This window comes from Bradyrhizobium sp. CCBAU 53351 (assembly GCF_015291745.1).
In the GTDB taxonomy this organism is placed as follows: Bacteria; Pseudomonadota; Alphaproteobacteria; order Rhizobiales; family Xanthobacteraceae; genus Bradyrhizobium.
Genome location: NZ_CP030059.1, coordinates 3,423,302 through 3,447,531 on the forward strand (window position 1 = coordinate 3,423,302; position 24,230 = coordinate 3,447,531).

General features: G+C 65.0%; 21 protein-coding genes. 16 read left to right on the forward strand and 5 right to left on the reverse strand.

Annotated features, from left to right (window positions below; translation table 11 throughout):
• The first annotated feature begins 154 nt into the window (after positions 1-154).
• The 12 genes from XH83_RS16020 (at position 155) to fabZ (ending at position 14,738) form a co-directional block, all read left to right on the forward strand.
• The gene (locus XH83_RS16020) at positions 155-2,656 is read left to right on the forward strand and encodes a caspase domain-containing protein (RefSeq protein ID WP_194407887.1); all 2,502 of its coding nucleotides are present in this window, start codon (positions 155-157) and stop codon (positions 2,654-2,656) included.
• Positions 2,657-2,890: 234 nt separating this feature from the next.
• Positions 2,891-3,886 carry a 30S ribosomal protein S2 gene (locus XH83_RS16025; RefSeq protein ID WP_194407888.1) on the forward strand — a complete coding sequence of 332 codons (996 nt, stop codon included), beginning with the start codon at positions 2,891-2,893 and terminating at the stop codon, positions 3,884-3,886.
• Between the two features lie 133 nt (positions 3,887-4,019).
• The gene (gene tsf / locus XH83_RS16030; RefSeq protein WP_194407889.1) at positions 4,020-4,943 is read left to right on the forward strand and encodes a translation elongation factor Ts; all 924 of its coding nucleotides are present in this window, start codon (positions 4,020-4,022) and stop codon (positions 4,941-4,943) included.
• Between the two features lie 61 nt (positions 4,944-5,004).
• Positions 5,005-5,721 carry a UMP kinase gene (pyrH, locus tag XH83_RS16035; protein WP_194407890.1) on the forward strand — a complete coding sequence of 239 codons (717 nt, stop codon included), beginning with the start codon at positions 5,005-5,007 and terminating at the stop codon, positions 5,719-5,721.
• Positions 5,722-5,790: 69 nt separating this feature from the next.
• Entirely contained in the window at positions 5,791-6,354 is a 564-nt protein-coding gene (frr, locus tag XH83_RS16040; protein WP_100179729.1) for a ribosome recycling factor, read from the forward strand.
• Positions 6,355-6,365: 11 nt separating this feature from the next.
• On the forward strand, positions 6,366-7,124 hold the full coding sequence (locus XH83_RS16045; RefSeq protein ID WP_194407891.1) for an isoprenyl transferase: 759 nt from the start codon (positions 6,366-6,368) through the stop codon (positions 7,122-7,124).
• The gene (locus tag XH83_RS16050) at positions 7,121-7,963 is read left to right on the forward strand and encodes a phosphatidate cytidylyltransferase (protein ID WP_194407892.1); all 843 of its coding nucleotides are present in this window, start codon (positions 7,121-7,123) and stop codon (positions 7,961-7,963) included. Before XH83_RS16045 ends, XH83_RS16050 begins: the two co-directional genes overlap by 4 nt.
• 4 nt (positions 7,964-7,967) lie before the next feature.
• A complete protein-coding gene (dxr, locus tag XH83_RS16055) occupies positions 7,968-9,191 on the forward strand; it encodes a 1-deoxy-D-xylulose-5-phosphate reductoisomerase (RefSeq protein ID WP_194407893.1) in 1,224 nt (407 codons plus the stop codon).
• A gap of 44 nt (positions 9,192-9,235) precedes the next feature.
• Positions 9,236-10,387 (forward strand): RIP metalloprotease RseP, encoded by a 1,152-nt coding sequence (gene rseP / locus XH83_RS16060; protein WP_194407894.1) that lies wholly within the window; start codon positions 9,236-9,238, stop codon positions 10,385-10,387.
• A 177-nt stretch (positions 10,388-10,564) separates the two neighbouring features.
• Complete coding sequence (gene bamA, locus XH83_RS16065) at positions 10,565-13,087, forward strand: outer membrane protein assembly factor BamA (RefSeq protein ID WP_194407895.1); 2,523 nt, start codon at positions 10,565-10,567, stop codon at positions 13,085-13,087.
• Positions 13,088-13,212: 125 nt separating this feature from the next.
• Entirely contained in the window at positions 13,213-14,280 is a 1,068-nt protein-coding gene (lpxD, locus tag XH83_RS16070; RefSeq protein WP_194407896.1) for a UDP-3-O-(3-hydroxymyristoyl)glucosamine N-acyltransferase, read from the forward strand.
• Positions 14,277-14,738: a 3-hydroxyacyl-ACP dehydratase FabZ gene (fabZ, locus tag XH83_RS16075; protein WP_024341283.1), complete on the forward strand. Its 462-nt coding sequence runs from the start codon at positions 14,277-14,279 to the stop codon at positions 14,736-14,738. Before lpxD ends, fabZ begins: the two co-directional genes overlap by 4 nt.
• Positions 14,739-14,763: 25 nt before the next feature.
• Here the strand turns inward: fabZ and XH83_RS16080 are convergent, their stop codons facing one another.
• Entirely contained in the window at positions 14,764-15,087 is a 324-nt protein-coding gene (locus XH83_RS16080; RefSeq protein WP_194407897.1) for a KTSC domain-containing protein, read from the reverse strand.
• Positions 15,088-15,262: 175 nt separating this feature from the next.
• Between XH83_RS16080 and lpxA the strand changes: the two genes are divergently transcribed.
• The 3 genes from lpxA to lpxB are packed head-to-tail and all read left to right on the forward strand — an operon-like array spanning position 15,263 to position 18,112.
• The gene (lpxA, locus tag XH83_RS16085; protein WP_194407898.1) at positions 15,263-16,054 is read left to right on the forward strand and encodes an acyl-ACP--UDP-N-acetylglucosamine O-acyltransferase; all 792 of its coding nucleotides are present in this window, start codon (positions 15,263-15,265) and stop codon (positions 16,052-16,054) included.
• Between the two features lie 19 nt (positions 16,055-16,073).
• Complete coding sequence (locus tag XH83_RS16090; RefSeq protein ID WP_194407899.1) at positions 16,074-16,931, forward strand: LpxI family protein; 858 nt, start codon at positions 16,074-16,076, stop codon at positions 16,929-16,931.
• On the forward strand, positions 16,928-18,112 hold the full coding sequence (gene lpxB / locus XH83_RS16095) for a lipid-A-disaccharide synthase (RefSeq protein WP_194407900.1): 1,185 nt from the start codon (positions 16,928-16,930) through the stop codon (positions 18,110-18,112). Before XH83_RS16090 ends, lpxB begins: the two co-directional genes overlap by 4 nt.
• Before the next feature lie 148 nt (positions 18,113-18,260).
• On the opposite strand, the gene XH83_RS16100 is transcribed toward lpxB, so the two are convergent.
• Together XH83_RS16100 and XH83_RS16105 are read right to left on the reverse strand one after the other, a co-directional pair.
• Positions 18,261-19,277, reverse strand: a complete 1,017-nt coding sequence (locus XH83_RS16100; protein WP_194407901.1) for a methyltransferase — start codon at positions 19,275-19,277, stop codon at positions 18,261-18,263.
• An 88-nt stretch (positions 19,278-19,365) separates the two neighbouring features.
• A complete protein-coding gene (locus XH83_RS16105) occupies positions 19,366-20,343 on the reverse strand; it encodes a tripartite tricarboxylate transporter substrate binding protein (RefSeq protein ID WP_194407902.1) in 978 nt (325 codons plus the stop codon).
• A gap of 158 nt (positions 20,344-20,501) precedes the next feature.
• Between XH83_RS16105 and XH83_RS16110 the strand changes: the two genes are divergently transcribed.
• Positions 20,502-22,073: a winged helix-turn-helix domain-containing tetratricopeptide repeat protein gene (locus XH83_RS16110; RefSeq protein ID WP_194407903.1), complete on the forward strand. Its 1,572-nt coding sequence runs from the start codon at positions 20,502-20,504 to the stop codon at positions 22,071-22,073.
• A gap of 278 nt (positions 22,074-22,351) precedes the next feature.
• Here XH83_RS16110 and XH83_RS16115 read toward each other — a convergent pair whose 3' ends face one another.
• On the reverse strand, positions 22,352-23,119 hold the full coding sequence (locus XH83_RS16115; protein WP_194407904.1) for an SDR family NAD(P)-dependent oxidoreductase: 768 nt from the start codon (positions 23,117-23,119) through the stop codon (positions 22,352-22,354).
• Complete coding sequence (locus tag XH83_RS16120; RefSeq protein WP_194407905.1) at positions 23,116-24,225, reverse strand: ABC transporter ATP-binding protein; 1,110 nt, start codon at positions 24,223-24,225, stop codon at positions 23,116-23,118. The genes XH83_RS16115 and XH83_RS16120 overlap by 4 nt, the downstream gene beginning before the upstream one ends.
• Positions 24,226-24,230: the final 5 nt, after the last annotated feature.

A 24,230-nucleotide genomic window follows, 5' to 3' on the forward strand; every position in this document is an offset into this window, starting at 1 on the left:
GGCGAGACGGCCGTCGCGGCGAGACTGACGCCAGGCTGACGCCGGTGACGGGCCAGCCACGCCATCGCCTCAATCCGAGCCTTTCGTTCAACGGCCATTCAGCCGGCCGCGCGCCTGTTGCGCGGTGCCAACAACAAAAGCGGGCAAGAGAGCCATGCGCGGGACGTTCAAAGTCTTCATCTGCCTTCTCCTGCCGATCATGGCCCTTGCCGCCGGCGCGCCGGACGCGGCCCGCGCCCAGCAGCCGGAGAAGCGCATCGCGCTCGTCCTCGGCAATGGCGCCTATGCCAAGTCGCCGCTGGCGACGACGGCGAATGATGCCGGCCTGATCGCGCAGACGCTGCAGGCGGCCGGCTTCGACGTCGTCGGCGCGCGCGATCTCGACGGCGACACGCTGCGGAAGAGTTTTCGCGACTTCATCCAGAAGGCCCAGGCCTCGGGGCCGGGGACGGTCGCGATGGTCTATCTCGCTGGCTATGGCGTGCAGATTGCCGGCGAGAACTATTTCATCCCGGTCGATTCCAACATCACCCGCGACACCGACATTCCGACTGAGGCCTTGCGCATCAGCGACTATGCGCGCCAGCTCGCCGCCATTCCGCTCAAGGCCAACATCGTCGTGCTCGACGCTGCCCGCGCGCAGCCCTTCATCGAGGGCGGTCAGCCGATCGCGAGCGGTCTGGCGCTGGTCGAGCCCGACCCGAACATGCTGATTGCGTTCAACGCGGCGCCCGGCACCGTCGCGCCGGAGGAGCCGGGGCCGTACGGCATCTATGCGCAGTCGCTGGCAGAGATGATCCGCACCGGCGGCCTGCCGCTGGCGGAGGTGTTCGACCGCGTCCGCCTGCGCGTCAACGAAGCCAGCAAGGGCGCGCAGGTGCCCTGGAACGAGCAGAAGATATCGGCGCCGTTCTCGTTCTTCGAGCGCGGGCCCGACGCGCCGCCGCCGCAGGCCGCACCCGACCAGGTCGCCGCCATCCGCAGCAAGCCGATCCGCGATCTCGGCGTGCAGGACGCCTATGCCGCCGCGCTCGAGCGCGACACGCTCGCGGCCTATGAGGAATTCCTCGCGGCCTATCCCGGTGATCCCCTCGCAAAGCGCGTGATGGCGATCGTTGCGGCGCGCCGCGAAGCCATCACCTGGCGTCGCACCTACCGGAACGACACGCCGGAGGCCTATTGGTCGTATCTGCGCCGCTATCCGCGCGGGCCGCACGCGGGCGATGCGCGCCGCCGCCTTGCGATTCTCACCGCGCCGGTCGAGCCGCCGCCGAGCTTTGCGATGATCGACTACGACGTGCCGCCACCGCCGCCGGAGGAGGTGGTCTATGTCGATCGCCCGGTGCTGTATTTCAGCGATCCCGATTTCGGCTTCGCGCCGCCACCGCCGCCACCGGTCTATTATTTGCCGCCGCCGCCGCCGGATTTCGTCGTGCTGCCGCCACCGATGCCGGTGGTTGGCCTGTTCGTGCTGCCGCAACCGGTGTTCGTGCCGATCCCGGTGTTTGTCCGGCCGCCGGTCTATGTCGCGCCGCCGCCGAACAACATCATCTACCAGAACATCCATAATGCGACTGTCATCAACACCGTGATCAATCGTCCGCCGGCACCAGCCGCGGGCGTGGGAGCAGGGAGCGGACCGGCCAATCTCGCGCCGGCGATTGCCGGTCGCGCCAGTCCCGCGGGCCCGACCCTGCCGCAGGCCGCCACGCAGCGCGCTACCCTGATTCAGCAGGGCAAGGCGCCGATGCCGCCGAGCGCGACGATCCAGCCGACGGCGAGGACCGCGACGCCTCCGGCCACGCCGACCGCCGTCGCGCCGACCGCAGTGCCATCCGTCGCGCCACAGCCCAGGCTGCCACAGGCCAACTCGCTGCCGGTTCCCGGTGCCCAAGGCGGGCCGCCGACGCCGCCCGCGGGGGCAGGGAGTGTACCGGGTAGCAGGCTCGCTCCGACGGCGACCGCTCCCACGAGCCCGCCGACCCATCCGGCAGCGCCGACCACTGCAACTCCGGGCGTGACAGCGCCGGTTCATCCCAATGCGCCAACGGCGGCCGCCCCGGTGACTGTTGCGCCCAACACGACAAACCCCGTCGCTGCGCCCGGCCAACCGCCGAAGCCGCCGGTGGCGCAGGCACCGCCCGGGACCGCCCCCGCGGACCGCGCCAAATCTGCCATCCGCGAGCCGGCTGGCACGCCACCGCCGGCTGCGCTGGGCTCCGCTCCTGGCGCCGCGGGGAGGCCGGTCCCACCGCCGCCTTCGGCCGCGCGCCAGCCGATCAGGCCGCAGAATCAGCCGTCGGCTGCTCCGGCGCAGGCAACCCGGCCGTCCGCGCCACCCCCGCACCCGCAAGCCGTGGCAAGACCGACACCCCCGCCGCCTGCGGCCGTCGCGCGTCCGACACCACCGCCTCCGCCGCGTGTCGCTTCGCCTCCACCGGCACGGGTGGCTCCGCCCGTGGCGGCAGCGCGGCCGGCGCCTCCGCCGGCCATGGCGCGGCCGGCGCCGCCACCGCCGGTCGCCCGGCCGGCACCCTCGCCACCGCCCCGGATGGCGGTCGCGCCCCCGCCGCGCCCGGCGCCGCCTCCGCCGCGGCCTGCCGCGCCTCCGCCGGCGGCGGCAAAGAAGTGCCCGCCGAACCAGCCCAGGTGCTAACCCGGTACCAGCGGGGCGCTGGGCGATCTGCGTGGTCTTTACGGAAGAGGGCCTTGAGCGGGCGAAAACCGCCCGGATCAGGCCCTTATTTCCTTGCTTCTGGCCGAAATGGCGCTATACAGCGCGCCATCTCACACGGAAACATGGCTCACAAGGCCGTCCGGTGGCAGCCGGGGCGAGAACGCTCCGTCTTGCTCACACGTTTCCGGAGGAACCAACCGGAGAATTAGAACGATGGCGCTACCCGATTTCACTATGCGTCAGCTGCTTGAAGCTGGCGTGCACTTTGGTCACCAGTCTCACCGCTGGAATCCGAAAATGGCTCCGTTCATTTTCGGCGCCCGAAACAACATTCACATCGTCGACCTCGCGCAGACCGTGCCGATGCTGCACACCGCCTTGCAGGCGGTCAGCGACACCGTCGCCAAGGGCGGCCGCATCCTGTTCGTCGGCACCAAGCGCCAGGCGCAGGACGGCGTCGCGGACGCTGCCAAGCGTTGCGCGCAGTATTTCGTGAATTCGCGCTGGCTCGGCGGCACGCTGACTAACTGGAAGACGATCTCTGCCTCGATCAAGCGCCTGCGTCACCTCGACGACGTGCTGTCGGGCGGCGATGCCAGCTCCTATACCAAGAAGGAGCGCCTGACGCTGCAGCGCGAGCGCGACAAGCTCGACCGCTCGCTCGGCGGCATCAAGGACATGGGCGGTCTGCCCGACCTGATCTTCGTGATCGACACCAACAAGGAAGACATCGCGATCCAGGAGGCCCAGCGCCTCAACATCCCGGTCGCGGCGATCGTCGATACCAATTCGGACCCGAAGGGCATCACCTATGTGGTGCCGGGCAACGACGACGCCGGCCGTGCGATCGCGCTCTATTGCGATTTGATCGCGCGTGCTGCGATCGACGGCATCTCCCGCGCCCAGGGCGATTCGGGCATCGACGTCGGCGCGTCGGCCCGTCCGCTCGCTGAAGAACTGCCGGCGGCCTCGTCGAGCGGTTTCCAGGGTCTTGCCGGCCCGCGCGGCACCGCCGACGACCTCAAGAAGCTCCCGGGCGTGTCGGGCGCGATCGAGAAGAAGTTCAACGACCTCGGCATCTTCCACTATTGGCAGCTCGCCGAGCTCGACCACGACACCGCGCACAAGATCGGCGAAGAAGTCGGTTTGCCGAGCCGTGCGGACGCCTGGGTGGCCAAGGCCAAGGCGCTGACCGCGGAAGCGGAATAAAGTCAAAGAGAGCGATGGGTTGGCCGGAGTGGATCCGGCCACCATTTCAATTGACGCGAATCCCTGAGATGGACCGCGGCGGGGCGATCAAGCCGCGCCGCGGCGAACCGGCAGGCACAAAGGATTTTCAACGATGGCAACGATCACAGCTGCGATGGTCAAGGACCTGCGCGAGTCGACCGGCGCGGGCATGATGGACTGCAAGGCCGCGCTGACCGAAAACGACGGCAACATGGAAGCGGCGCAGGATTGGCTGCGCAAGAAGGGCCTGTCCAAGGCCGCCAAGAAGTCGGGCCGCGTTGCGGCCGAGGGTCTGATCGGCGCGCTCACCAAGGGCAACAAGGGTGTCGTGGTCGAGGTCAATTCCGAGACCGACTTCGTCGCGCGCAACGGTCAGTTCCAGGGCCTGGTCAAGATGATCGCCCAGGTCGCATTCGACGTCGGCGCCGATGTCGAAAAGATCAAGGCCGCCAAGGTCGGTGACGTCACGGTCGAAGCCGCGATCAACGACGCGATCGCCACCATCGGCGAGAACATGACGCTGCGCCGTGCCGCTTTGCTCGAAGTGAGCCAGGGCGTCGTCGCGCATTACGTCCACGGTGCCGTCGTCGACGGTGCCGGCAAGATGGGCGTGATCGTGGCGCTGGAATCGCCGGGCAAGGCCGACGAGCTTGCGGCCCTGGGCCGCCAGATTGCGATGCATGTTGCCGCCGCCAACCCGCTGGCGCTCGATCCGTCCGGCCTCGATCCGGCGGTCACCAAGCGCGAGAAGGACGTGCTCGCCGACAAATATCGCCAGCAGGGCAAGCCCGAGAACGTGATCGAGAAGATCGTCGAGTCCGGCCTCAAGACCTACTACAAGGAAGTCTGCCTGCTCGAGCAGGCCTTCATCCACGACACCGGCAAGTCGGTGGCGCAGGCCGTGAAGGAAGCCGAGGGCAAGGTCGGCGGCGCTGTGAAGATCGCGGGCTTTGTGCGCTATGCTCTCGGCGAGGGAATCGAGAAGCAGGAAAGCGACTTCGCGGCCGAGGTCGCCGCGGCCAGCGGCAAGAAGTAAGCGCCGGAACACCTCCTTCCGGCGTGCCGCCGGAAGCGGCGCCCGGGCAAGGAAAGTGCACATGACTGATCCGGTCTATCGTCGCGTCGTGATCAAGCTGTCCGGCGAATATCTCGCGGGACAGCAGGGGTTTGGCATCGACCAGGCGACCGTCGACCGGGTTGCGGACGATCTGATCGCGGCCCGCAAGCTCGGTTGCGAGGTTGCGGTCGTGATCGGCGGCGGCAATATCGTGCGCGGCGTCGAGGTCTCCGCCCGCGGCGTGTCGCGCCCGACCGGCGACACCATGGGCATGCTCGCCACCATGATGAACTGCCTCGCGCTGGAAGCGGCGATCGAGCGCAAGGGCGCGCCGGCGCGCACGCTGTCGGCCTTCGTCATGCCCGAGATTTCCGAGCTGTTCACCCGCACTGCGGCGCACAAATACCTCGCCGAGGGCCGCATCGTGCTGCTCGGCGGCGGAACCGGCAATCCGTTCTTCACCACCGATACGACCGCGGTGCTGCGCGCCGCCGAGATCGGCGCCCAGGCGGTGCTGAAGGCAACCAATGTCGACGGCGTCTACTCCGCCGATCCGAAGAAGGATCCTGCCGCCACGCGGTTTGACCGGCTGACCCATTCGCAGGCGATCGAGGGCGGCTACAAGGTGATGGATGCGACCGCCTTCGCGCTTGCCCGCGAGACGTCGCTGCCTATCATCGTATTCTCGATCGCGGAGCCGGGGTCGATCGGTGCGATTCTGCGCGGCGCCGGCCACGGAACCATCGTCGCCGGCTGAAGGCTCCCCTGACACGTCCGGAAGGGAAGGGCGCGGGAGCAGTCGCCGGGATTTTGAAGGAGAAACGTGATGCCCACGGGTAATTTCGACCTCAACGAAGTGAAGCGCCGCATGCAAGGCGCCGTCGCCTCGCTCAAGCACGAGCTTGGCGGCCTGCGGACCGGGCGTGCGTCCGCCTCGATGCTCGATCCGGTGCAGGTCGACGCTTATGGCAGCCACATGCCGCTCAATCAGCTCGCCACCGTCAGCGTGCCGGAGCCGCGCCTGATCTCGGTGCAGGTCTGGGACAAGTCGATGGTCAAGGCGGTGGAGAAGGCGATCGTCGATTCCAATCTCGGCCTGTCGCCCGCGACCGAGGGCCAGGTGCTGCGCCTGCGTATCCCCGAGCTGAACGAGGAGCGGCGCAAGGAATTGGTGAAGGTCGCGCATAAATATGCGGAAGCCGCCAAGGTCGCCGCGCGCCACGTCCGCCGCGACGGCCTCGACGTGCTCAAGAAGCTCGAGAAGAATCACGAAATGTCGGAAGACGACCAGAAGCGTCACGCCGACGAGGTGCAGAAGGCGACCGACGGCACGATCGCCGAAATCGACCAGTTGCTGGCTGCCAAGGAAAAAGAAATCCTCACCGTTTAAGGCCGCCCCCGATGTCCAACGCCGCCGCGCCTGTCACGGAAGGACCCGATCGGTCCGAGGCGCCCGCGCATGTCGCCATCATCATGGATGGCAACGGGCGTTGGGCGGCCGCGCGCGGTCTGCCGCGTGCCGAGGGGCATCGCCGCGGCGTCGAAGCCCTGCGCCGCGTGGTGCGCGCCTCGCACGAGCTCGGCATCCGCTATCTCACCATCTTCTCCTTCTCGTCGGAGAACTGGTCGCGCCCGGCGAGCGAGATTGGCGATCTGTTCGGCCTGCTGCGCCGCTTCATCCGCAACGATTTGGCGAGCCTGCATCGCGACGGCGTCAAGGTCCGGATCATCGGCGAGCGCGAGGGGCTCGAGAGCGACATCTGCTCGCTCTTGAACGAGGCCGAGGAGCTGACGCGCGACAACACACGCCTGACGCTCGTCGTCGCCTTCAACTACGGCTCCCGGCAGGAGATCGCGAAAGCGGCGCAGAAGCTCGCCCGCGAGGTTGCGGAAGGCAAGCGCGACCCTGCCACGATCGACGCCGAGACGCTCGGCGCGCATCTCGATGCGCCCGACATTCCCGATCCCGATCTCATCATCCGCACCAGCGGCGAGCAGCGCCTGTCCAATTTCCTGATGTGGCAGGCGGCCTATAGCGAGCTCGTCTTCGTGCCGATCCATTGGCCCGATTTCGACAAGGCGGCGCTGGAAAGCGCGATCGCCGAATTCGCCAGGCGCGAGCGCCGTTTCGGCGGCCTGGTCGCGAAAACCGCCTCGTGAGCGAACAGGATTCCGCACCGGTGGGCGCCAAGCCTGCCCCGAGCAATCTCGTGATGCGAGTCCTCGCAGCGCTGGTGCTGGCGCCGCTGACCATCGCGATCGCTTATGCCGGCGGCTGGCTGTGGGCGCTGCTCGTCACCCTGGTTTCGATCGGGCTGTTCGCGGAATGGCTGACGGTGGTCGGCGCAGGCTCCGCCGCGCTGACGGGGGCAGGGACGATCGTGATCGCCATGATGGGCGCCGCCGTCGCCTTTGGCGGGCTCAAGACCTCAGTCGTCGTTGGGCTCGTCGGCGGCGCGATCGTGACGCTGATCGCGCGCGGCAAGTTCGTCTGGGCGGCGACGGGATTTGCCTATGCCGCGGCGGCGCTGCTGGCCTCGATCCTGGTGCGGAAGGATCTCGTCAACGGCTTCTCCGCGCTGATGTTCGTGCTGCTGGTGGTGTGGGCGACCGATATCGGCGGCTATTTCGCTGGCCGCAGCATCGGCGGGCCGAAGCTCTGGCCGCGCGTCAGCCCGAAGAAAACCTGGGCCGGCGCGATCGGCGGCTTTGTCGCAAGCCTCCTGGTTGCGGTCGGGTTCGCGGCTTGTGGGCTCGGGAAGATGGCGCCCTTGCTTTTCGTCAGCGCCATCCTCTCGGTGGTGTCGGCATTGGGCGATCTGTTCGAATCCGCCGTGAAACGGCGCTTCGGTGTCAAGGATTCCAGTCACTTAATTCCCGGCCATGGCGGGCTTATGGACCGCCTGGACGGTTTTGTCGCCGCCATCCTGGCGGCCTGGATTATCGGCTTTCTCCGCCATGGTGTGCATAGCGCCGGAAGCGGTCTTATGGTTTGGTGAGGTTATGAGCGCAGTCCCATTGCGAAACAACAAGGCTGCGGCGACGTCCGTCCGCAGCGTCACGGTGCTGGGCGCCACCGGCTCGATCGGCGACAGCACGATGGACCTCCTGCGCGCCTCGCCCGAGCGCTATCGCGTCGAAGCCTTGACGGCGAACAGCAATGTCGCGGCGCTGGCAAAGCTCGCGAAGGAATTTTCCGCGCGCTACGTCGCGGTCGCCGACACCGCCAAGCTCGCTGAGCTCAAGGCTGCACTCGCGGGCACGAGCACCGAATGCGGGGCCGGCGAAAGTGCCGTGATCGAGGCCGGCGCTCGCCCGGCCGATTGGGTGATGGCGGCCGTCAGCGGCGCTGCCGGATTGAAGCCGGCACTCGCCGCGGTCGATCGCGGCGCGCATGTGGCGCTGGCCAACAAGGAATGCCTGGTTTGCGCCGGTGATTTCTTCATGCAGCGGGCGGCCAAGGCGGGCGCGTGCATCCTGCCGGCCGATTCCGAGCACAACGCGCTGTTCCAGGCCTTGGCATCCGGCAATCGCGATGAACTGGTCCGCGTCATCATCACGGCGTCGGGCGGCCCGTTCCGCACCTGGAAGCCGGCCGACATCGAGCAGGCCACGCTCGAGCAGGCCCTGAAGCACCCGAACTGGAGCATGGGCCAGAAGATCACGATCGATTCGGCCTCCATGATGAACAAGGGGCTCGAGGTGATCGAAGCCTCCTATCTGTTCGCGCTCACGCCCGACGAGATCGACGTGCTCGTGCATCCGCAGTCGATCATCCACGGCATGGTCGAGTTCTCCGACCGGTCGGTGATGGCCCAGCTCGGCGCGCCCGACATGCGTACGCCGATCGCGCATTGCCTCGGCTGGCCCGACCGCATCAAGGGGCCGGCGGCGAAGCTGGATCTGGCCAAGATCGGCCAGCTGACTTTCGAGGCGCCGGATTTCGAGCGCTTCCCCGGGCTGCGTCTGGCTTTCGACTCGCTCCGGACCGGGAAGGGGGCCACCACCGTCTACAACGCGGCCAACGAGGTTGCGGTGGCCGCGTTCATCGCCGGCAAGATCCGGTTCGGGGCCATTGCCCGGCTGGTGGAGGCGACGCTAAACGACTGGATCCGCGAAGGGAACCAGGCCCCCATGACGTCAGCCGATGATGCAATCTCTGTTGACCATGTTGCGCGAAATAAAGCTGCCGCCCTATTGCCTCAAATTGCCTTAAAGGCATCCTAGATGGTTCGGGGCCAGGGCCTTGCGGCGCTGGATGAGGGAATTCGATGATCGACTTTTTTACCCATAGTTTCAATACGTTGAGCCATGGGCTCCTCGGCTACGCGGTTCCCTTCCTGTTCGTCCTGACGATCGTCGTGTTCTTCCACGAGCTCGGCCACTTTTTGGTCGCGCGCTGGGCCGGCGTGCGCGTCCTGACCTTTTCGCTCGGTTTCGGACCTGAGTTGGTCGGCTTCAACGACCGCCACGGCACCCGCTGGAAGATCTCGGCGATCCCGCTTGGCGGCTACGTCAAGTTCTTCGGCGACGAGAGCGAGGCCTCGACCCCGTCCGCGCAGACGCTTGCGGCCATGTCGGCTGAGGAGCGCGCCGGCAGCTTCCACCACAAGAAGGTCGCCCCGCGCGCCGCCATCGTCGCGGCCGGACCGATCGCCAATTTCATCCTGGGCGCGCTGATTTTCGCGGGCATGGCCCTGTATTACGGCAAGCCGAGCACGATCGCGCGCGTCGACGGCATCGTCGCCGACGGTGCTGCGGCGGCGGCCGGCTTCAAGGTCGGGGACGTCGTCGTCCAGATCGACGGCAAGCCGATCGAGAGCTTTGCCGACATGCAGCGAATCGTTGCGACGAACGCCGGTTCAGCGCTTGCCTTCCAGGTGAAGCGGGACGGTACCATCGTATCGCTGACGGCCACGCCGGCGCTGCTCGAGCGCAAGGATCCGTTCGGCAACAGTCACCGTCTGGGCGTGCTCGGCGTCGAGCACAAATCGCAGGCCGGCGAGGCCTCGACCGCGCCGGTCGGCATCGGCGAGGCGCTCAAGATCGGGGTCGAGCAGGTCTGGTTCATTATCACCAGCACCTTCAAGTTCCTGGGCTCGCTGTTCGTCGGTAACGGCAACCCCAACGAGGTCAGCGGCGTCCTGGGAATCGCGAAGATGTCGGGGCAGGCGGCCAGCGCCGGGTTCCAGTTCGTGATCAACCTGTGCGCGGTGCTGTCGGTGTCGATCGGCTTGCTGAACCTGTTCCCGATTCCGCTGCTCGATGGCGGCCACCTGATGTTCTATGCGGCTGAAGTGGTCCGCGGCCGGCCCTTGTCCGAGCGGACTCAGGAGATGGGGTTCCGAATCGGGCTCGGTTTGGTGCTGATGTTGATGGTGTTTGCGACCTACAACGACATCCTGCGGATGGCGGCATCCTGATGGCGGCTTTTTTGTGGCGTTGCTGTTGAGCAACGTCTTGGAATGAAATTGAAATCACGACGCTTTCGGCCGTTTGCGGCGTCGGTGAAATTGGCTACAAGCGGCCTCGACTTGGGGAATCTTCCAGACCGGCGTTGGGGTTGGGTCTGGCTCGGAATGATAAGGGCGCGTTGCGCGATGAAGTTTGGACTGCGACTCCGGGGGGGCTTGCTCGCAACCCTGATCATGTTCGGCGCGCCGGTGGTTGCCCCGGTCGGGGCTGTTTTTGTGTCTTCGTCTGCGCTCGCTCAGACCGTTCAGTCGATTTCCGTCGAAGGAAATCGCCGCGTCGAGGTGGAGACCATCCGCTCCTATTTCAAGCCGGGTCCGGGCGGTCGCCTGGATCAAGCCGCAATCGACGACGGCCTCAAGGCGCTGATCGAGACCGGCCTGTTCCAGGACGTCAGGATCAACCGTGGTGCCGGCGGCCAGATCATCGTCTCCGTGGTGGAAAACCCGGTGATCGGCCGCGTCGCCTTCGAGGGCAACAAGAAGATCAAGGACGAGCAGCTCACCACTGAGGTCCAGTCCAAGGCGCGCGGCACCTTCTCGCGCGCCATGGTGCAGTCCGACACGCTGCGAATCGCTGAAATCTATCGCCGGTCCGGCCGCTACGACGTGCGCGTCACGCCCGAAATCATCGAGCAGCCGAACAACCGCGTCGACCTCATCTTCACGGTCGAGGAAGGCGCCAAGACCGGCGTCAAGTCGATCGAATTCGTCGGCAACAGCGCGTTCTCGTCCTATCGCCTGCGTGACGTCATCAAGACCCGCGAATCGAACCTGCTGAGCTTCCTCGCCAGCGGCGACATCTACGATCCCGACCGCGTTGAAGCCGACCGCGACCTGATCCGCCGCTTCTATCTCAAGAACGGTTACGCCGACGTCCAGGTGGTGGCCGCGCTCACCGAATACGATCCGGAGAAGAAGGGCTTCAACGTCACCTTCAAGATCGAGGAAGGCGCCCAGTACCGCGTCGGCGCGGTCGACTTCCGCTCCAGCATTCCGAACTTCGATCCGACCTCGATGCGCGGCTATTCGCGCGTCCATGCCGGCTCGCTCTACAACGTCGAATCGGTCGAGAAGTCGGTCGAGGAGATGCAGATCGAGGCCTCGCGCCGCGGTTACGCCTTCGCCGTGGTCCGTCCCGGCGGCGACCGCAACTTCGAGGCGCACACCGTCTCCGTGGTGTTCAACATCGACGAGGGCCCGCGCACCTATATCGAGCGCATCAACCTGCGCGGCAACACCCGCACCCGCGACTATGTGATCCGCCGCGAGTTCGACATCTCCGAGGGCGATGCCTACAACCGCGCCCTGGTCGACCGTGCCGAACGGCGCCTGAAGAACCTCGACTACTTCAAGAGCGTGAAGATCACGACGGAGCCCGGCTCGTCGAGCGATCGCGTGGTCCTGATCGTCGACATGGAAGAGAAATCGACCGGCGACTTCTCGATCTCGGGCGGTTACTCCACCACTGACGGCGCGCTGGCCGAAGTCTCGATCTCCGAGCGCAACCTGCTCGGCCGCGGCCTGTTCGCCAAGGCGTCGGTGACCTATGGTCAGTATGCACGCGGCTACTCGCTGTCGTTCGTCGAGCCGTATCTGCTCGACTACCGCGTCGCGCTCGGCCTCGACCTCTATCAGCGTGAGCAGAAGTCCAACAGCTACATCTCCTACGGCACCAAGACGCTCGGCTTCTCGCCGCGCCTCGGCTTCTCGCTGCGCGAGGATCTGTCGCTGCAGCTGCGCTACTCGATCTACCGGCAGGAAATCACGCTGCCGTACTATCTGGCGAACTGTAACAACAACATCGGCACCGCGGCGTTCAACCCGAGCCCGGCCTTTGCCGCCGTCAACGGCATCGACCTGAGCGGGACCAACGGCCTCGGCTGCTACAGCGACGGTGAAGCCTCGCTGCCGGTGCGCAAGGAGCTTGCCAATGGCAAGACCCTGACCTCGGCGCTCGGCTACACGCTGACCTACAACACGCTGGACAACAACAAGAACCCGACCGACGGTCTGCTCGTCGACTTCCGTCAGGATTTCGCCGGCGTCGGCGGCGACGTCTCCTACCTGAAGTCCGTGGTCGACGCGAAGTACTACACTCCGCTGGTGTCTGACATCGTCGGCCTCGTCCGCGTGCAGAGCGGCATGCTGAACAAGATCGGCAGCGATCTGCGCATGCTCGATCACTTCCAGATGGGCTCGAACCTCGTCCGCGGCTTTGCCCCGAACGGCATCGGCCCGCGCGACTTGAACCCCTACGGCACGCAGGATGCGCTCGGCGGCACCAAGTATTGGGGCGCTTCGCTCGAACTGCAGATGCCGTTCTGGTTCCTGCCGAAGGAAGTGGGTCTGAAGGGTGCGGTCTATGCCGACGCCGGCGGCCTCTACGACTATAAGGGACCGACCAGCTGGACCACGACCAACGAGGTCAACGCTCCCGGCTGTATCCCCTCGACCATCAATCCGTCGAGCACCGGAACCTGTACCGGCCTCGTCTATGACGATAGCAAGGTCGTCCGCTCGTCGGTTGGTGTCGGTCTGATCTGGCAGTCGCCATTCGGTCCGCTGCGCTTCGACTACGCCGTGCCGCTCAGCAAGGGCAAGTACGACCGCGTCCAGGAGTTCCGGTTCGGCGGCGGCACCACGTTCTAATTCGATCAGCACGGCACGATCCGGATCAATGGAGCCGGTTTCCGAAAGGGATCGTGCCATTCCAAGAGATGGGGCATGATGCGGCTTGACCGCTTCATGCCGAAGCCGGACCGCGACGGGGTGGAATGGCGCAGCCGACCTTCTTCAAAAAGCCGCCGGCCTCGACGCTGGCCGGCATCGCCGCGCAGACCAAGGCGCAGCTGATCGACCCGTCGAGGGGCGACCAGATCATCACGGGCCTTGCTTCGCTCGACGAAGCTGGCCCGATGCACTTGGCCTTTTTTGACAACCTCAAATACATCGGGGAGCTCAAAGCGACCCGTGCCGGGGCCTGCCTGGTGAGCCCGCGCTTCGAGGCCCAGGTGCCTGCCCACGTGGCCGTGCTGCGGGTGGCGCAGCCGTTCCGCGCCTTCGTCGGGATCGCACGGGAATGGCACGCCGATGCGCTGCGCCCGCAGTCCTGGTTCGGCATCGAGGGGATCGCACCGTCCGCCATCATCGATCCCTCGGCCCGGATCGAGGACGACGTCATCGTCGAGCCCCTGGCGGTCATCGGCCCGGACGTCGAGATCGGCAGCGGCACGGTGATCGGCGCCGGCGCGGTGATCGGCCCCGGGGTCAAGATCGGCCGGGACTGCAATGTCGGCGCCCGCACGGCCATCCAGTGCGCCCTGATCGGCAACGACGTGCTGATCCATCCGGGCTGCTCGATCGGTCAGGACGGTTACGGTTTCATCTTCTTCGGCCCCGAGGGCCACCTGAAAGTGCCTCAGACCGGCCGCGTGCTGATCCAGAACCATGTGGAGGTCGGCGCCGGCACCACCATCGATCGCGGGTCCTTGCGCGACACCGTGATCGGGGAGGGCACTAAAATCGACAATCAGGTCCAGATCGGCCACAATGTGACCATCGGCCGGAATTGCCTGCTGGCGGCTCAGATCGGTCTCGCCGGCAGCCTGACCATTGGCGACAACGTGGCGCTGGGAGCCAAGGTGGGCATCAACAACCACCTCAAGATCGGCGATGGAGCCCAGGTCACTGCGATGAGCGGCGTCAAGGACGACATCCCGGCAGGCGGACGCTGGGGTGGATTTTTTGCCAAACCGACCAAGCAATGGTTCAAGGAAATCATCGCGGTGGAGCGTCTGGTACGCGACAGCAAGGCCGATGCGAAGGACGAGGGACGGGAATGACGGCGGAATCACCTGTGAAGTTCGAGCTGGTGGACATCAATGCGATCCTCCAGACCCTGCCGCACCGCTTTCCGATGCTGCTGATCGACCGCGTGATCAACATCCGCGCCGATTACAGCGGCATCGGCATCAAGAACGTCACCTTCAACGAGCCGGCCTTCCAGGGGCATTTCCCGGAGCGCCCGGTCTATCCCGGCGTCATGATGATCGAGGCGATGGCGCAGACGGCGGGCGTGATCGGCATCAAGTCGGTCGAAGGCACCGAGAAACCCCGCGCGGTGTATTTCCTCACCATCGACAAGTGCAAGTTCCGCAAGCCCGTGCTGCCCGGCGATACCATCGAGTACCACATGCGCTCGCTTGGCCGCCGCAAGGCCATGTGGTGGTTTCACGGCGATGCCAAGGTCAACGGCCAGGTGGTTGCGGAAGCCGATGTCGGCGCCATGCTGACGGACTGAGGCGGCTTCGGCGGCAAGCTGGGCCTCACGCGCTGCAATCGTAGCGGCCGCCGGCGGCCTCGCGCCTGATCTGCCGGTTGAAGAACTGGCCCATGGACGGCGCGCCCAGAAGGCTGTCGACCGTCTCGGCCGCGACGCCGCAATAGCGCGCATAGGAGCCGCCGGTCGCAACGACGAGGTCATGCTGTGCGCGGTCATAGCAGACGCGTTGAAGCACCGTGCTGCGACTGATGTCGCGGCATTCGAATGTCGCAAGGTCGATGGGCCGGCGATCGACGGTCTCGACGGTTTCCGAGACGATCGGCGCGGTTGCAAGCTGTGCAAGCAGAAGTGCCAAGGCCCTGACCACGAGTGTTGAAGCTCCGCATGAACGTGTTGACGGACCGGGACGGCTGCCTCATCCGATACTTGAAACAGGCAGAGATGATACGTCACTGGACAGATCGGGCATAGACGCGCTAACCACCGGAAAACCGAGCGACTTCAATACATAATCAGAGCTTCCTAACGAGTAAGATTGCTTGATGAGCAAGATTGATCCCACCGCACGGGTCGCGGACGGCGCCGTGATCGGCGTGGGCACCGAGATCGGGCCCTATTGCATCATCGGCCCGAACGTCGTGATCGGCGCGAACTGCAAGCTGATCGGGCATGTGCATGTCACAGCGCAGACGACCGTCGGCGATGATTGCACCATCTACCCGTTCGCCTCGCTCGGCACGCCGCCGCAGTCGCTCAGCTACCGTGGCGAGCTGACGAAGCTCACGATCGGATCGGGATGCACCATCCGGGAATCCGTGACGATGAACGCCGGCACGGTCGCCGGCGGCGGCATCACCACGGTCGGCGATCGCGGCTACTTCATGAATTGCAGCCATGTCGGCCATGACTGCCATGTCGGCAATGACGTGATCTTCGCGACCTCGGCGACGCTCGGCGGTCACGCCGAGATCGGCGACTTCGTCTTCATCGGCGGCCTGTCCGCGGTGCACCAGTTTACCCGCATCGGACCGCAGGTCATGGTCGGCGGCGTCTGCGGCGTGCGCGACGACATCATCCCGTTCGGTCTCGTCAACGGCCAATACGCGGTGCTCGAGGGCCTCAACATCATCGGCATGAAGCGGCGCAAGTTCACCAAGCAGCGGCTGGCGACGGTGCGCGGATTCTACCAAAAGCTCTTCCATGGCCCCGGCACCTTCGCCGAGCGGCTGGAGGCATCCCGGCCGCTCGCGGGCGAAGATCCGGCGATCGCCGAAATCCTCGACTTCATCGGCAAGGGCAAACGCCCGCTCTGCCTTCCCGCCATCGCGAAGTGATTTTGGGATGGCCGCGGGCATGACATCGGCGGCTGCGGAGATCGCATCGCCGGTCGGCATCGTCGCCGGCGGCGGCGCGATGCCGTTCGCGGTCGCCGACTCGCTTGCCGCCCGCGGCATCACGCCGGTGCTGTTTCCGCTGCGGGGGGCCTGCGATCCGGCGCGGCTTGAGAAATTCCGTCACCGCTGGATTTCGGTCGGCCAGCTCGGCCGCGCAATGCGGCTGTTTCGCGAGGAAGGCTGCCGCGACCTGATCTTCATCGGCACATTGGTGCGGCCCTCGCTCTCGGAGATCCGGTTCGACGTCAAGACGCTGCGCCTGCTCGGCAACGTGATCCGCGCCTTTCGCGGCGGCGACGATCATCTGTTGTCCGGCGTCGGCCGCATCCTCGAGCAGGACGGCTTCCGCATGGTCGGCATCAAGGACGTCGCACCCGACCTGCTGATGCCCGAGGGCTGCATCAGCCGCGCCTGGCCGAACGACAACAGCAAGACAGACATCGAGCGCGGCCGTGCGGTGCTGGCCGCGCTCGGCCCGTTCGACATCGGCCAGGCTGCTGTCGTGATCGACGGCCATGTGGTCGCGGTCGAGGACATCGAGGGCACCGACGCGCTGCTGGCGCGCGTCGCGCGGCTGCGCGAGGAGGGGCGCATTCGCGCAGCTAGGGGCCGCGGCGTGCTGGTGAAGGCGCCGAAGAGCAACCAGGATCTGCGCTTCGACCTGCCGACGATCGGCCCGCGCACGCTCGAAGGTGTCGCCGCCGCGGGCCTCGCCGGCATCGCCGTCATTGCCGGCAACACCATCGCGGCCGAGCCGCAGGCGATGATCACGCTCGCCGATGCCAAATACCTCTTCGTCATCGGCCTGCCGGCGTGATGCAATCCCGCGATCCCAAGCGCAGGATCTTCCTGATCGCCACCGAGGAATCCGGTGACCGGCTCGGCAGCGCCTTGATGAAGGTGCTGCGCCAGCGCCTCGGCGACGGCGTCGAGTTCGCAGGCGTCGGCGGCCGCACCATGGCGCGCGAAGGGCTGGAATCGCTGTTTCCGATCGAGGAGCTGTCGATCGTCGGCTTCGCCGCAGTGGTGCAGCAATTGCCGAAGATCCTGCGGTTGATCCGCGACACCGCGGACGCCGTGCTCGAAGCTGCGCCGGACGCGCTCGTCATCATCGACAGTCCCGATTTCACCCATCGCGTCGCCCGCCGCGTGCGCGCGAAGAATTCCGCGATTCCGGTGGTCGATTACGTCTCGCCGCAGCTCTGGGCGTGGCGGCCGGGGCGGGCGCGGACCATGCTCGGCTATGTCGACCACGTTCTCGGCCTGCTGCCGTTCGAGCCGGAGGAATACCGCAAGCTCGGCGGGCCGCCATGCAGCTATGTCGGCCATCCCCTGGTCGAGCAATTGTCCTCGCTGCGGCCGAACGCGGACGAGCAGGCACGCCGCGACGGCGAGCCGCCGGTGCTGCTGGTGCTGCCCGGCAGCCGCCGCAGCGAGGTCAGGCACCATCTCGACGTGTTCGGCGCAACGCTCGGCCGCCTGCAGGCGGAAGGCCACACCTTCGAGCTGGTGCTGCCGACCATGCCGCATCTGGAAGCCACCATCCGCGAAGGCATCGCGAGCTGGCCGGTCAAACCGAGGATCGTGACCGGGGAGAACGAGAAGCGCGCCGTATTCCGCATCGCGCGTGCAGCGCTGGCCAAATCCGGTACGGTGACGCTAGAGCTCGCGTTGTCGGGCATTCCGATGGTGACTGCCTATCGCGTCGGCGCGGTCGAGGCCTTCATCCTGCGCCGCGCGATCCGCGTCTCCTCGGTGATCCTCGCCAATCTCGTGATCGGTGAGGACGTCATTCCCGAGTATCTGCAGGAGGACTGCACGCCGGAGAAGCTGGCGCCGGCGCTTCGCGATGTGCTGACGGATTCCCCGCTGCGCCGGCGGCAGGTCGAGGCCTTTGCCCAGCTCGACCGGATCATGTCGACCGGCAACAGGTCACCGAGCGTGCTTGCGGCCGACATCGTGCTCGCTACGATGCGCAAGGGCGGCAGACTAAGCTAGGCGCATTGCAAGCGTCGGCTGGCAGCGGCCGAGCGGAAATCGCTTGGTTTGAGCGCAATTGGCGGCTTTTGACTCGAAGCGGAAATCCGCAACAGACCAGCGTCGTCTTCGCTATCCCCCAGCAGCATCATGGCAACGGGAGTCTCTTCTAGTTCTCTCCTTTTCTGAATTGAATGAGACTGAATATGCCAATGTCCTTCGTCCCGATGAACGTGAAGTCGGCCGATGCGGCCAGTTTGCGATACTCGGCTTCGGTGCGCTCGCGGCCGCCTGGTCCCCGCAGCATATTGAGGTCGCTCATGGCGCAAGATCGGTTCTCCGGTCTGGCTGTGACGCGCTCCGGCATGATCCGTTCGATCACGATCAAGGTCCCGCTGGCAGGCAATGCATCCCTACAATTGCGTAGAATTGTTTCGCAACGATCGTCTTTCCAGTTGTGAAGTATGCTTTTCATCAAGATCGTATCGGCTCCTCTCGGAATTGTTTCGAAGAAATTGCCAGCGACGAATCGGCCGCGACCGGCGATACCGAGCTGTTCGAAACGCGCTCGCGCCTGTGCTTCGCAGCGCACTAGATCGAACGCAACACCTTCAAGATGCGGGGTGTGCTGAAGCAACCCGCCGATCAACTCGCCGGTGCCGCCGCCGACATCCATCACTATGTGGGCGGGCGCGAAATCATGGGACGCGATGATCTTTGGAACAATTGACCGCGTGAGGCTCACCATTGCTGCGTTGAACTGGCGTGTCCATTCGGGTGGAACGCCGGCTGCCGCATAGCGATCGTCGCCATCGCCACGCAATTGCGTCGCAGTCGCGCCGGTGCGGACCGAGTCAAGCAAACCGCTCCAGGACCGCATGAGCATTTCGCCCTCGAAGATAACCCAGTCCTTGAAAGACGGATCGCCATCCCGGTCGAGCTGCCGACCGAGATCGGTGATGGCAAACCTGTCAAGGCTTTCTTGCCTACAGATACCAAGCGTTGTCAGGGCGATGAGCAGCCTGCGTAACGCGCTCTCATTGGCGGATACCAGGCTCGCGAGTTCGGCCACCGATTTCGCCTCCCCGCCGGTGGCTTCGGCGAGATTGAGCTTTGCCGCCGCATAGATCACCGCAGTGATGCGATGCGACTGCACGAGATCATGGATGGATTCTGATCGCCTCATGTATTCCCACGATTGCTGTGAACTGGAGCAGGTCGGTACGTCGGCCTCGGAAGTACAGATAGATTGCCGCTTGCGGCTTCTCGGCTCTTCAATCACTCGGCAAGAACCCGCTTGCTTGTACGATTGTTTTCCAGCGTTCGGATTCGGACGCGATCAGTTGAGCAAAGTCACTCATGGAGATCGCGTCGAGTTCAAGAGCTAATTTGATCATGCCGGATCTAACTTCATTACTACGCAGCGCCGCCTGGATAGAAGCATTGAGCTTTTCGACGATGGTTGCCGGCGTCGCCGCGGGAACGAAGAACCCATACCAAGTGAGATCCTCGAGCGACGGATAGCCAGCCTCCCTCATCGTCGGCACCGCCGGAACAAACGGGCTGCGACGCGGGCCCGTAGTCGCCAGCGCGCGAATTTCTCCGGATTGGACGAGGCCCAGTGAGCTTGCGATTGGCATAAAAGCGGATGAAATCTCGCCCTTCAGGAGATCTTGAATCGCGCCATTGCCCTGATAAGGCACGTGAAGGAAATTGAACTTAGCGGTGCGCCCTAGCGTTGTGCCGAGGAAATGCAGCGTGGTCCCGGCACCGGGCGTGCCGAATGTGGACTGATTTGGATTAGCCCGGCACCAGGCGACGAAATCGTCGAGGGTCTTCACCTCACCTGGTACCTTCGGACCTATCGTCAGCAATGTGGGGGTCGAGGCGACGGTCGACACCGCGGTAAAATCTCGCGGCTCGTATCTGAGCTTCTTGTAGACGTGTGGAAAGAACATTATGAATCCGAGCGGCGCGATCAGCATGACCGATCCGTCGGCATCAGCCGTCTTCAATGCCTCGACTGCGACACGACCGCCTGCTCCTGGCCGGGTCTCGACCACGATCGTTTCAGCATAGTCCTTCATCTGGCCTGCGACGAGCCGCGCCAAGGCATCGAGCAGCCCGGGCGTGAAGCCCGTCAGGATGTGCACGGTTTTTTTGAGCGGTTGTGCGACCGCCCGGGGAAGACCAGCAACCGAGATCGCGACGCCAGCCGCCGATACGGTCAACAAGTCACGGCGCGTAATCATCGACGGTTTCCTGAACTCATCTGGATGTTCCGCACAGACTTTACTTCGGATCTGGCTCCTCGCCTGATCTCCGGCTTACTTTTTCCTTACCATCCGCCTACTATTGGCGTCCGATGCGGTCTCAGGTCAGTGACGATTGAAGCGGTGCGGGGATTGCCTTGCGCTATCTCTTTGATGATTATGTATTTGACACCGACCGGCGCGAGCTGCGTCTCGGAGCCGAGATGATCGCTATCGCGCCGAAGGTGTTCGACTTGCTCGACTACCTGATCGGCAATCGGGAACGTGTCGTCAGCAAGGACGACATCATAACCGCCGTCTGGGATAGCCGTGTCGTTTCGGATGAAGCACTCACCACCCGCGTGAATGCGGCGCGGAAGGCGATTGGAGATTCCGGAGATGAACAGCGCCTCATCAAGACCCTTCCGCGAAAGGGGTTTCGTTTCGTCGGCACGGTGCGTGAAATACACGAGCCGCCGAGCGCGGCCGCGGCGAGCATCGTACTAAGATCCGCCCTCCACGCGCCTGAAAAGCCCTCGCTTGTCGTCCTGCCGTTCGCCAATTTGAGTCCTGATCCCAAACAGGAATATTTTGTCGACGGCGTTACCGAGAGCCTGACAACGGATCTATCGCGAATGGCCGGTATCTTCGTGATAGGCCGCAATACGGCCTTCACCTTCAAGGGAAAGCAGATCGATCTGGAGCAGATCGGCAGGGAACTCGGCGTTCGCTATGTGCTCAACGGCTCCGTTCAGCGTGGTGGGGACCGCATGCGGATCAACGTCCAATTGATCGATGCAGAAACCGGTAATCATCTGTGGGCGGACCGATTCGACAAACCGATTGGCGATCTCTTCGACATGCAGGATGAGATTGGCTCGCGTCTTGCCGGTGAGCTTGGTACAGAGTTGGTAACTGCGGAGGCGCGGCGCGCGGCGCGGGCGCCCCATCCGGCGTCGATGGACCTCTATTTCCAAGGCATGGCGTATGCGAACCGGGGGTCGGATCCCACAAGTCTGTCGCAAGCGCGCCCGTTCTTCGAACAGGCTATCCGCCTCGATCCCGGGAACGTTGAAGCCATGATCGGTATGGCGTTCGTCGACGCCATGAGGGGGACCTCCGTGATGACCGGCGACCGAACCGCGCGCCTGTTGGCAGTCGAGGCGTCCTTGATCAAGATACTTGTACAAACGCCAAATCATGCGATGGCCCATTGCTTAATGGGTGTGACCCAGATCTTCACCAACCGCGCCGACCGGGGTATCGCCGAATGCGAGCGCGGACTGGCGCTGGATCGAAATCTGGCCGCCGCCCACGCGTGGATTGGACTTGGCAAATGCTATCTCGGCCGGGCCGAGGAAACCGAGGCTTGCATTATGAATGCATTCCGGCTCTCGCCCCGAGACAACCGCGCCTCCAGCTGGATGAATACTGCAGGAATCGCGCAGTCATATCTTGCAGCCGACGAAGCGGCGGCTAACTGGTTCAAGCGGTCGATCGAGACGAACCGAAATGTCGCGGCGTTCGTTCACTTCTATCTGGCGGCGGCACTGGCTCATCTCGGGCGGATCGAGGAGGCACGGGATTCGATGCAGGCAGGACTGGTCCTCGATCCGAACTTCACTCTCTCCCAATTCCACGCAAGCTCACCAACAGCCCATCCAACCTGCCTCAGACAGCGGATGCGTATTGCCGAAGGCTTGCGCAAGGCCGGACTGTCGGAAGACTAAGTGGCGAGCGGGCATTCCTGGTTGTCTTTTCCCCGAGGGATATCCAATCGCCTCGTCCTCCCGCACATCGCGACCAAACACCAGCGGCGGGCAAGGGAAGAATGCTTGTGCGAGCTGGCTGTCGGCCATAATCGTGCCTTATCCTCGGCCGCAGTCCAAATCGCGAAGCGACGCGCGGTTTAAGACGAGGCCCTTTTGGCCCAAGGACGACTTGCGTCAACATACGCTTCACGTCCGCTTCGAAGAATAAAGCGGACCCGACACAATTTGCTGCGATCCTACGCCAATCCCGCATCGACCCGAAAACATTGTCCAGTGATGCGCTGGCTGTCATCTGAGGCGAGGAATAGCGCCATGCTGGCAATGTCCTCGGGCGTGACCGCATCGGGAATGGCCTGGCGCGCGCGCATCTCGGTGATGACCTGCTCGTCCGGATACCACAGCCGGCGCTGGCGTTCGGTGACGACCATGCCGGGGGCGATCGCGTTGACGCGGATGCGGTCGGGGCCGACCGAACGGGCCAGCGAATTAGTGAAGCCGACGATCGCGGCTTTTGCCCCGGCATAGACCGGCAACGCCGGGGCGCCGCGCATCCAGGCGATCGAGGACATGTTGATGATCGAGCCGCCGCCGCGCGCCTGCATCTGCGGCACCACCGCTTGCGCGGCGAAGAAGACGTGCTTGAAATTGACGCCGACCATCCAGTCGAACTCGGCGGGCGTCACCTCCGCCAGCACCTGGCGCTGGTCGTTGGCGGCGTTGTTGACGAGCACTGCGGCGTTGCCGAGCGCGCGCTGGATCTCTGCCATGCCGGCGCGCAAGGCTTCGATGTCCAGGAGATCGCAGGGCACGAACAGCGGCGCTGCGCCGGACGCTGCGGCAACCTCGTCGACCAGGGCCTTGCCCGCCGCCTCGTCGATATCGAGGAGCGCGACGCGGGCGCCTTGAGCGGCGAAGGCGCGCACGAAGGCGGCACCGATGCCGCTGGCGCCGCCGGTGATCAGCACCACGCGGTCCGCGAGGCCGGCATAGCTCGTCTTGGTCATGCGATCAGTCGCTCCGTCTCGGGGTCGAACAGGCAAATGCGGCGGGTGTCGAGCGCGAAGGACGCGGTCGCGCCCGGCGCGGGCCGGATATCGGGCGAGATGCGCGCCATCGCGGGCTCGCCCCCGAGGCGCAGCGACACCATGGTCTCGGCGCCGGTCGGCTCGACCATGTCCACGGGCGCGTCGACGAGGACGGGGGCGTCTGTCGAAAACGCGCGGCTGCCCTCGGCAATGCATTCAGGCCTGATCCCGAACACCACGTCGCGCCCGACAAAGGGCGCTGCGCCGGCATAATCTTTCAGGCGGAGGCGGATCTCGTCCGGCCGGCCCGCGCCGATCACGACCACCAGCCCGTCATTTTCGGCCTCGAGCCGTGCCGGGATGGTGTTCATCGGCGGCGAGCCCATGAAGCGCGCGACGAACAGATTGGCGGGATAGCGGTACACGGTATCGGGGTCGGCGAATTGCTGGACGCGGCCCTGATGCATCACGGCGATCCGCGTTGCCATCGTCATCGCCTCGATCTGGTCGTGGGTGACATAGACGATGGTGGCGCCGATGCGCTGGTGCAGGCGCTTGATCTCCATCCGCATTTCGACGCGCAGCTTGGCGTCGAGATTGGAGAGCGGCTCGTCGAACAGGAAGAGCAGGGGATCGCGCACCAAGGCGCGCCCCATCGCGACGCGCTGGCGCTGGCCGCCGGAGAGCTGCGACGGTTTGCGGCCAAGCAGCGTCTCGATCTGCAGCAGCTTTGCGACATTGGCGACCGCCTTGTCCTGCTCGGCCTTGGGCACGTGACGGCATTCCATGCCGAAGGTGATGTTCTGCCGCACCGTCATCGACGGATAGAGCGCGTAGGACTGGAACACCATCGCGATGTCGCGGTCTTTCGGCGCGACGTCGTTGACGACGCGCCCGCCGATCTCGATCGTCCCGGCACTCGGGTGGTCGAGCCCGGCGACGATGTTGAGCAGCGTGGACTTGCCGCAGCCGGACGGTCCGACCAGCACGGTGAATTCGCCGCTTTCGATGTCGAGCGCGATGTCCTTCAGCACCTCCAGATTGGCGTAGCGCTTGGACAGCGCGCGGATGCTCAGTGCTGCCATGACGT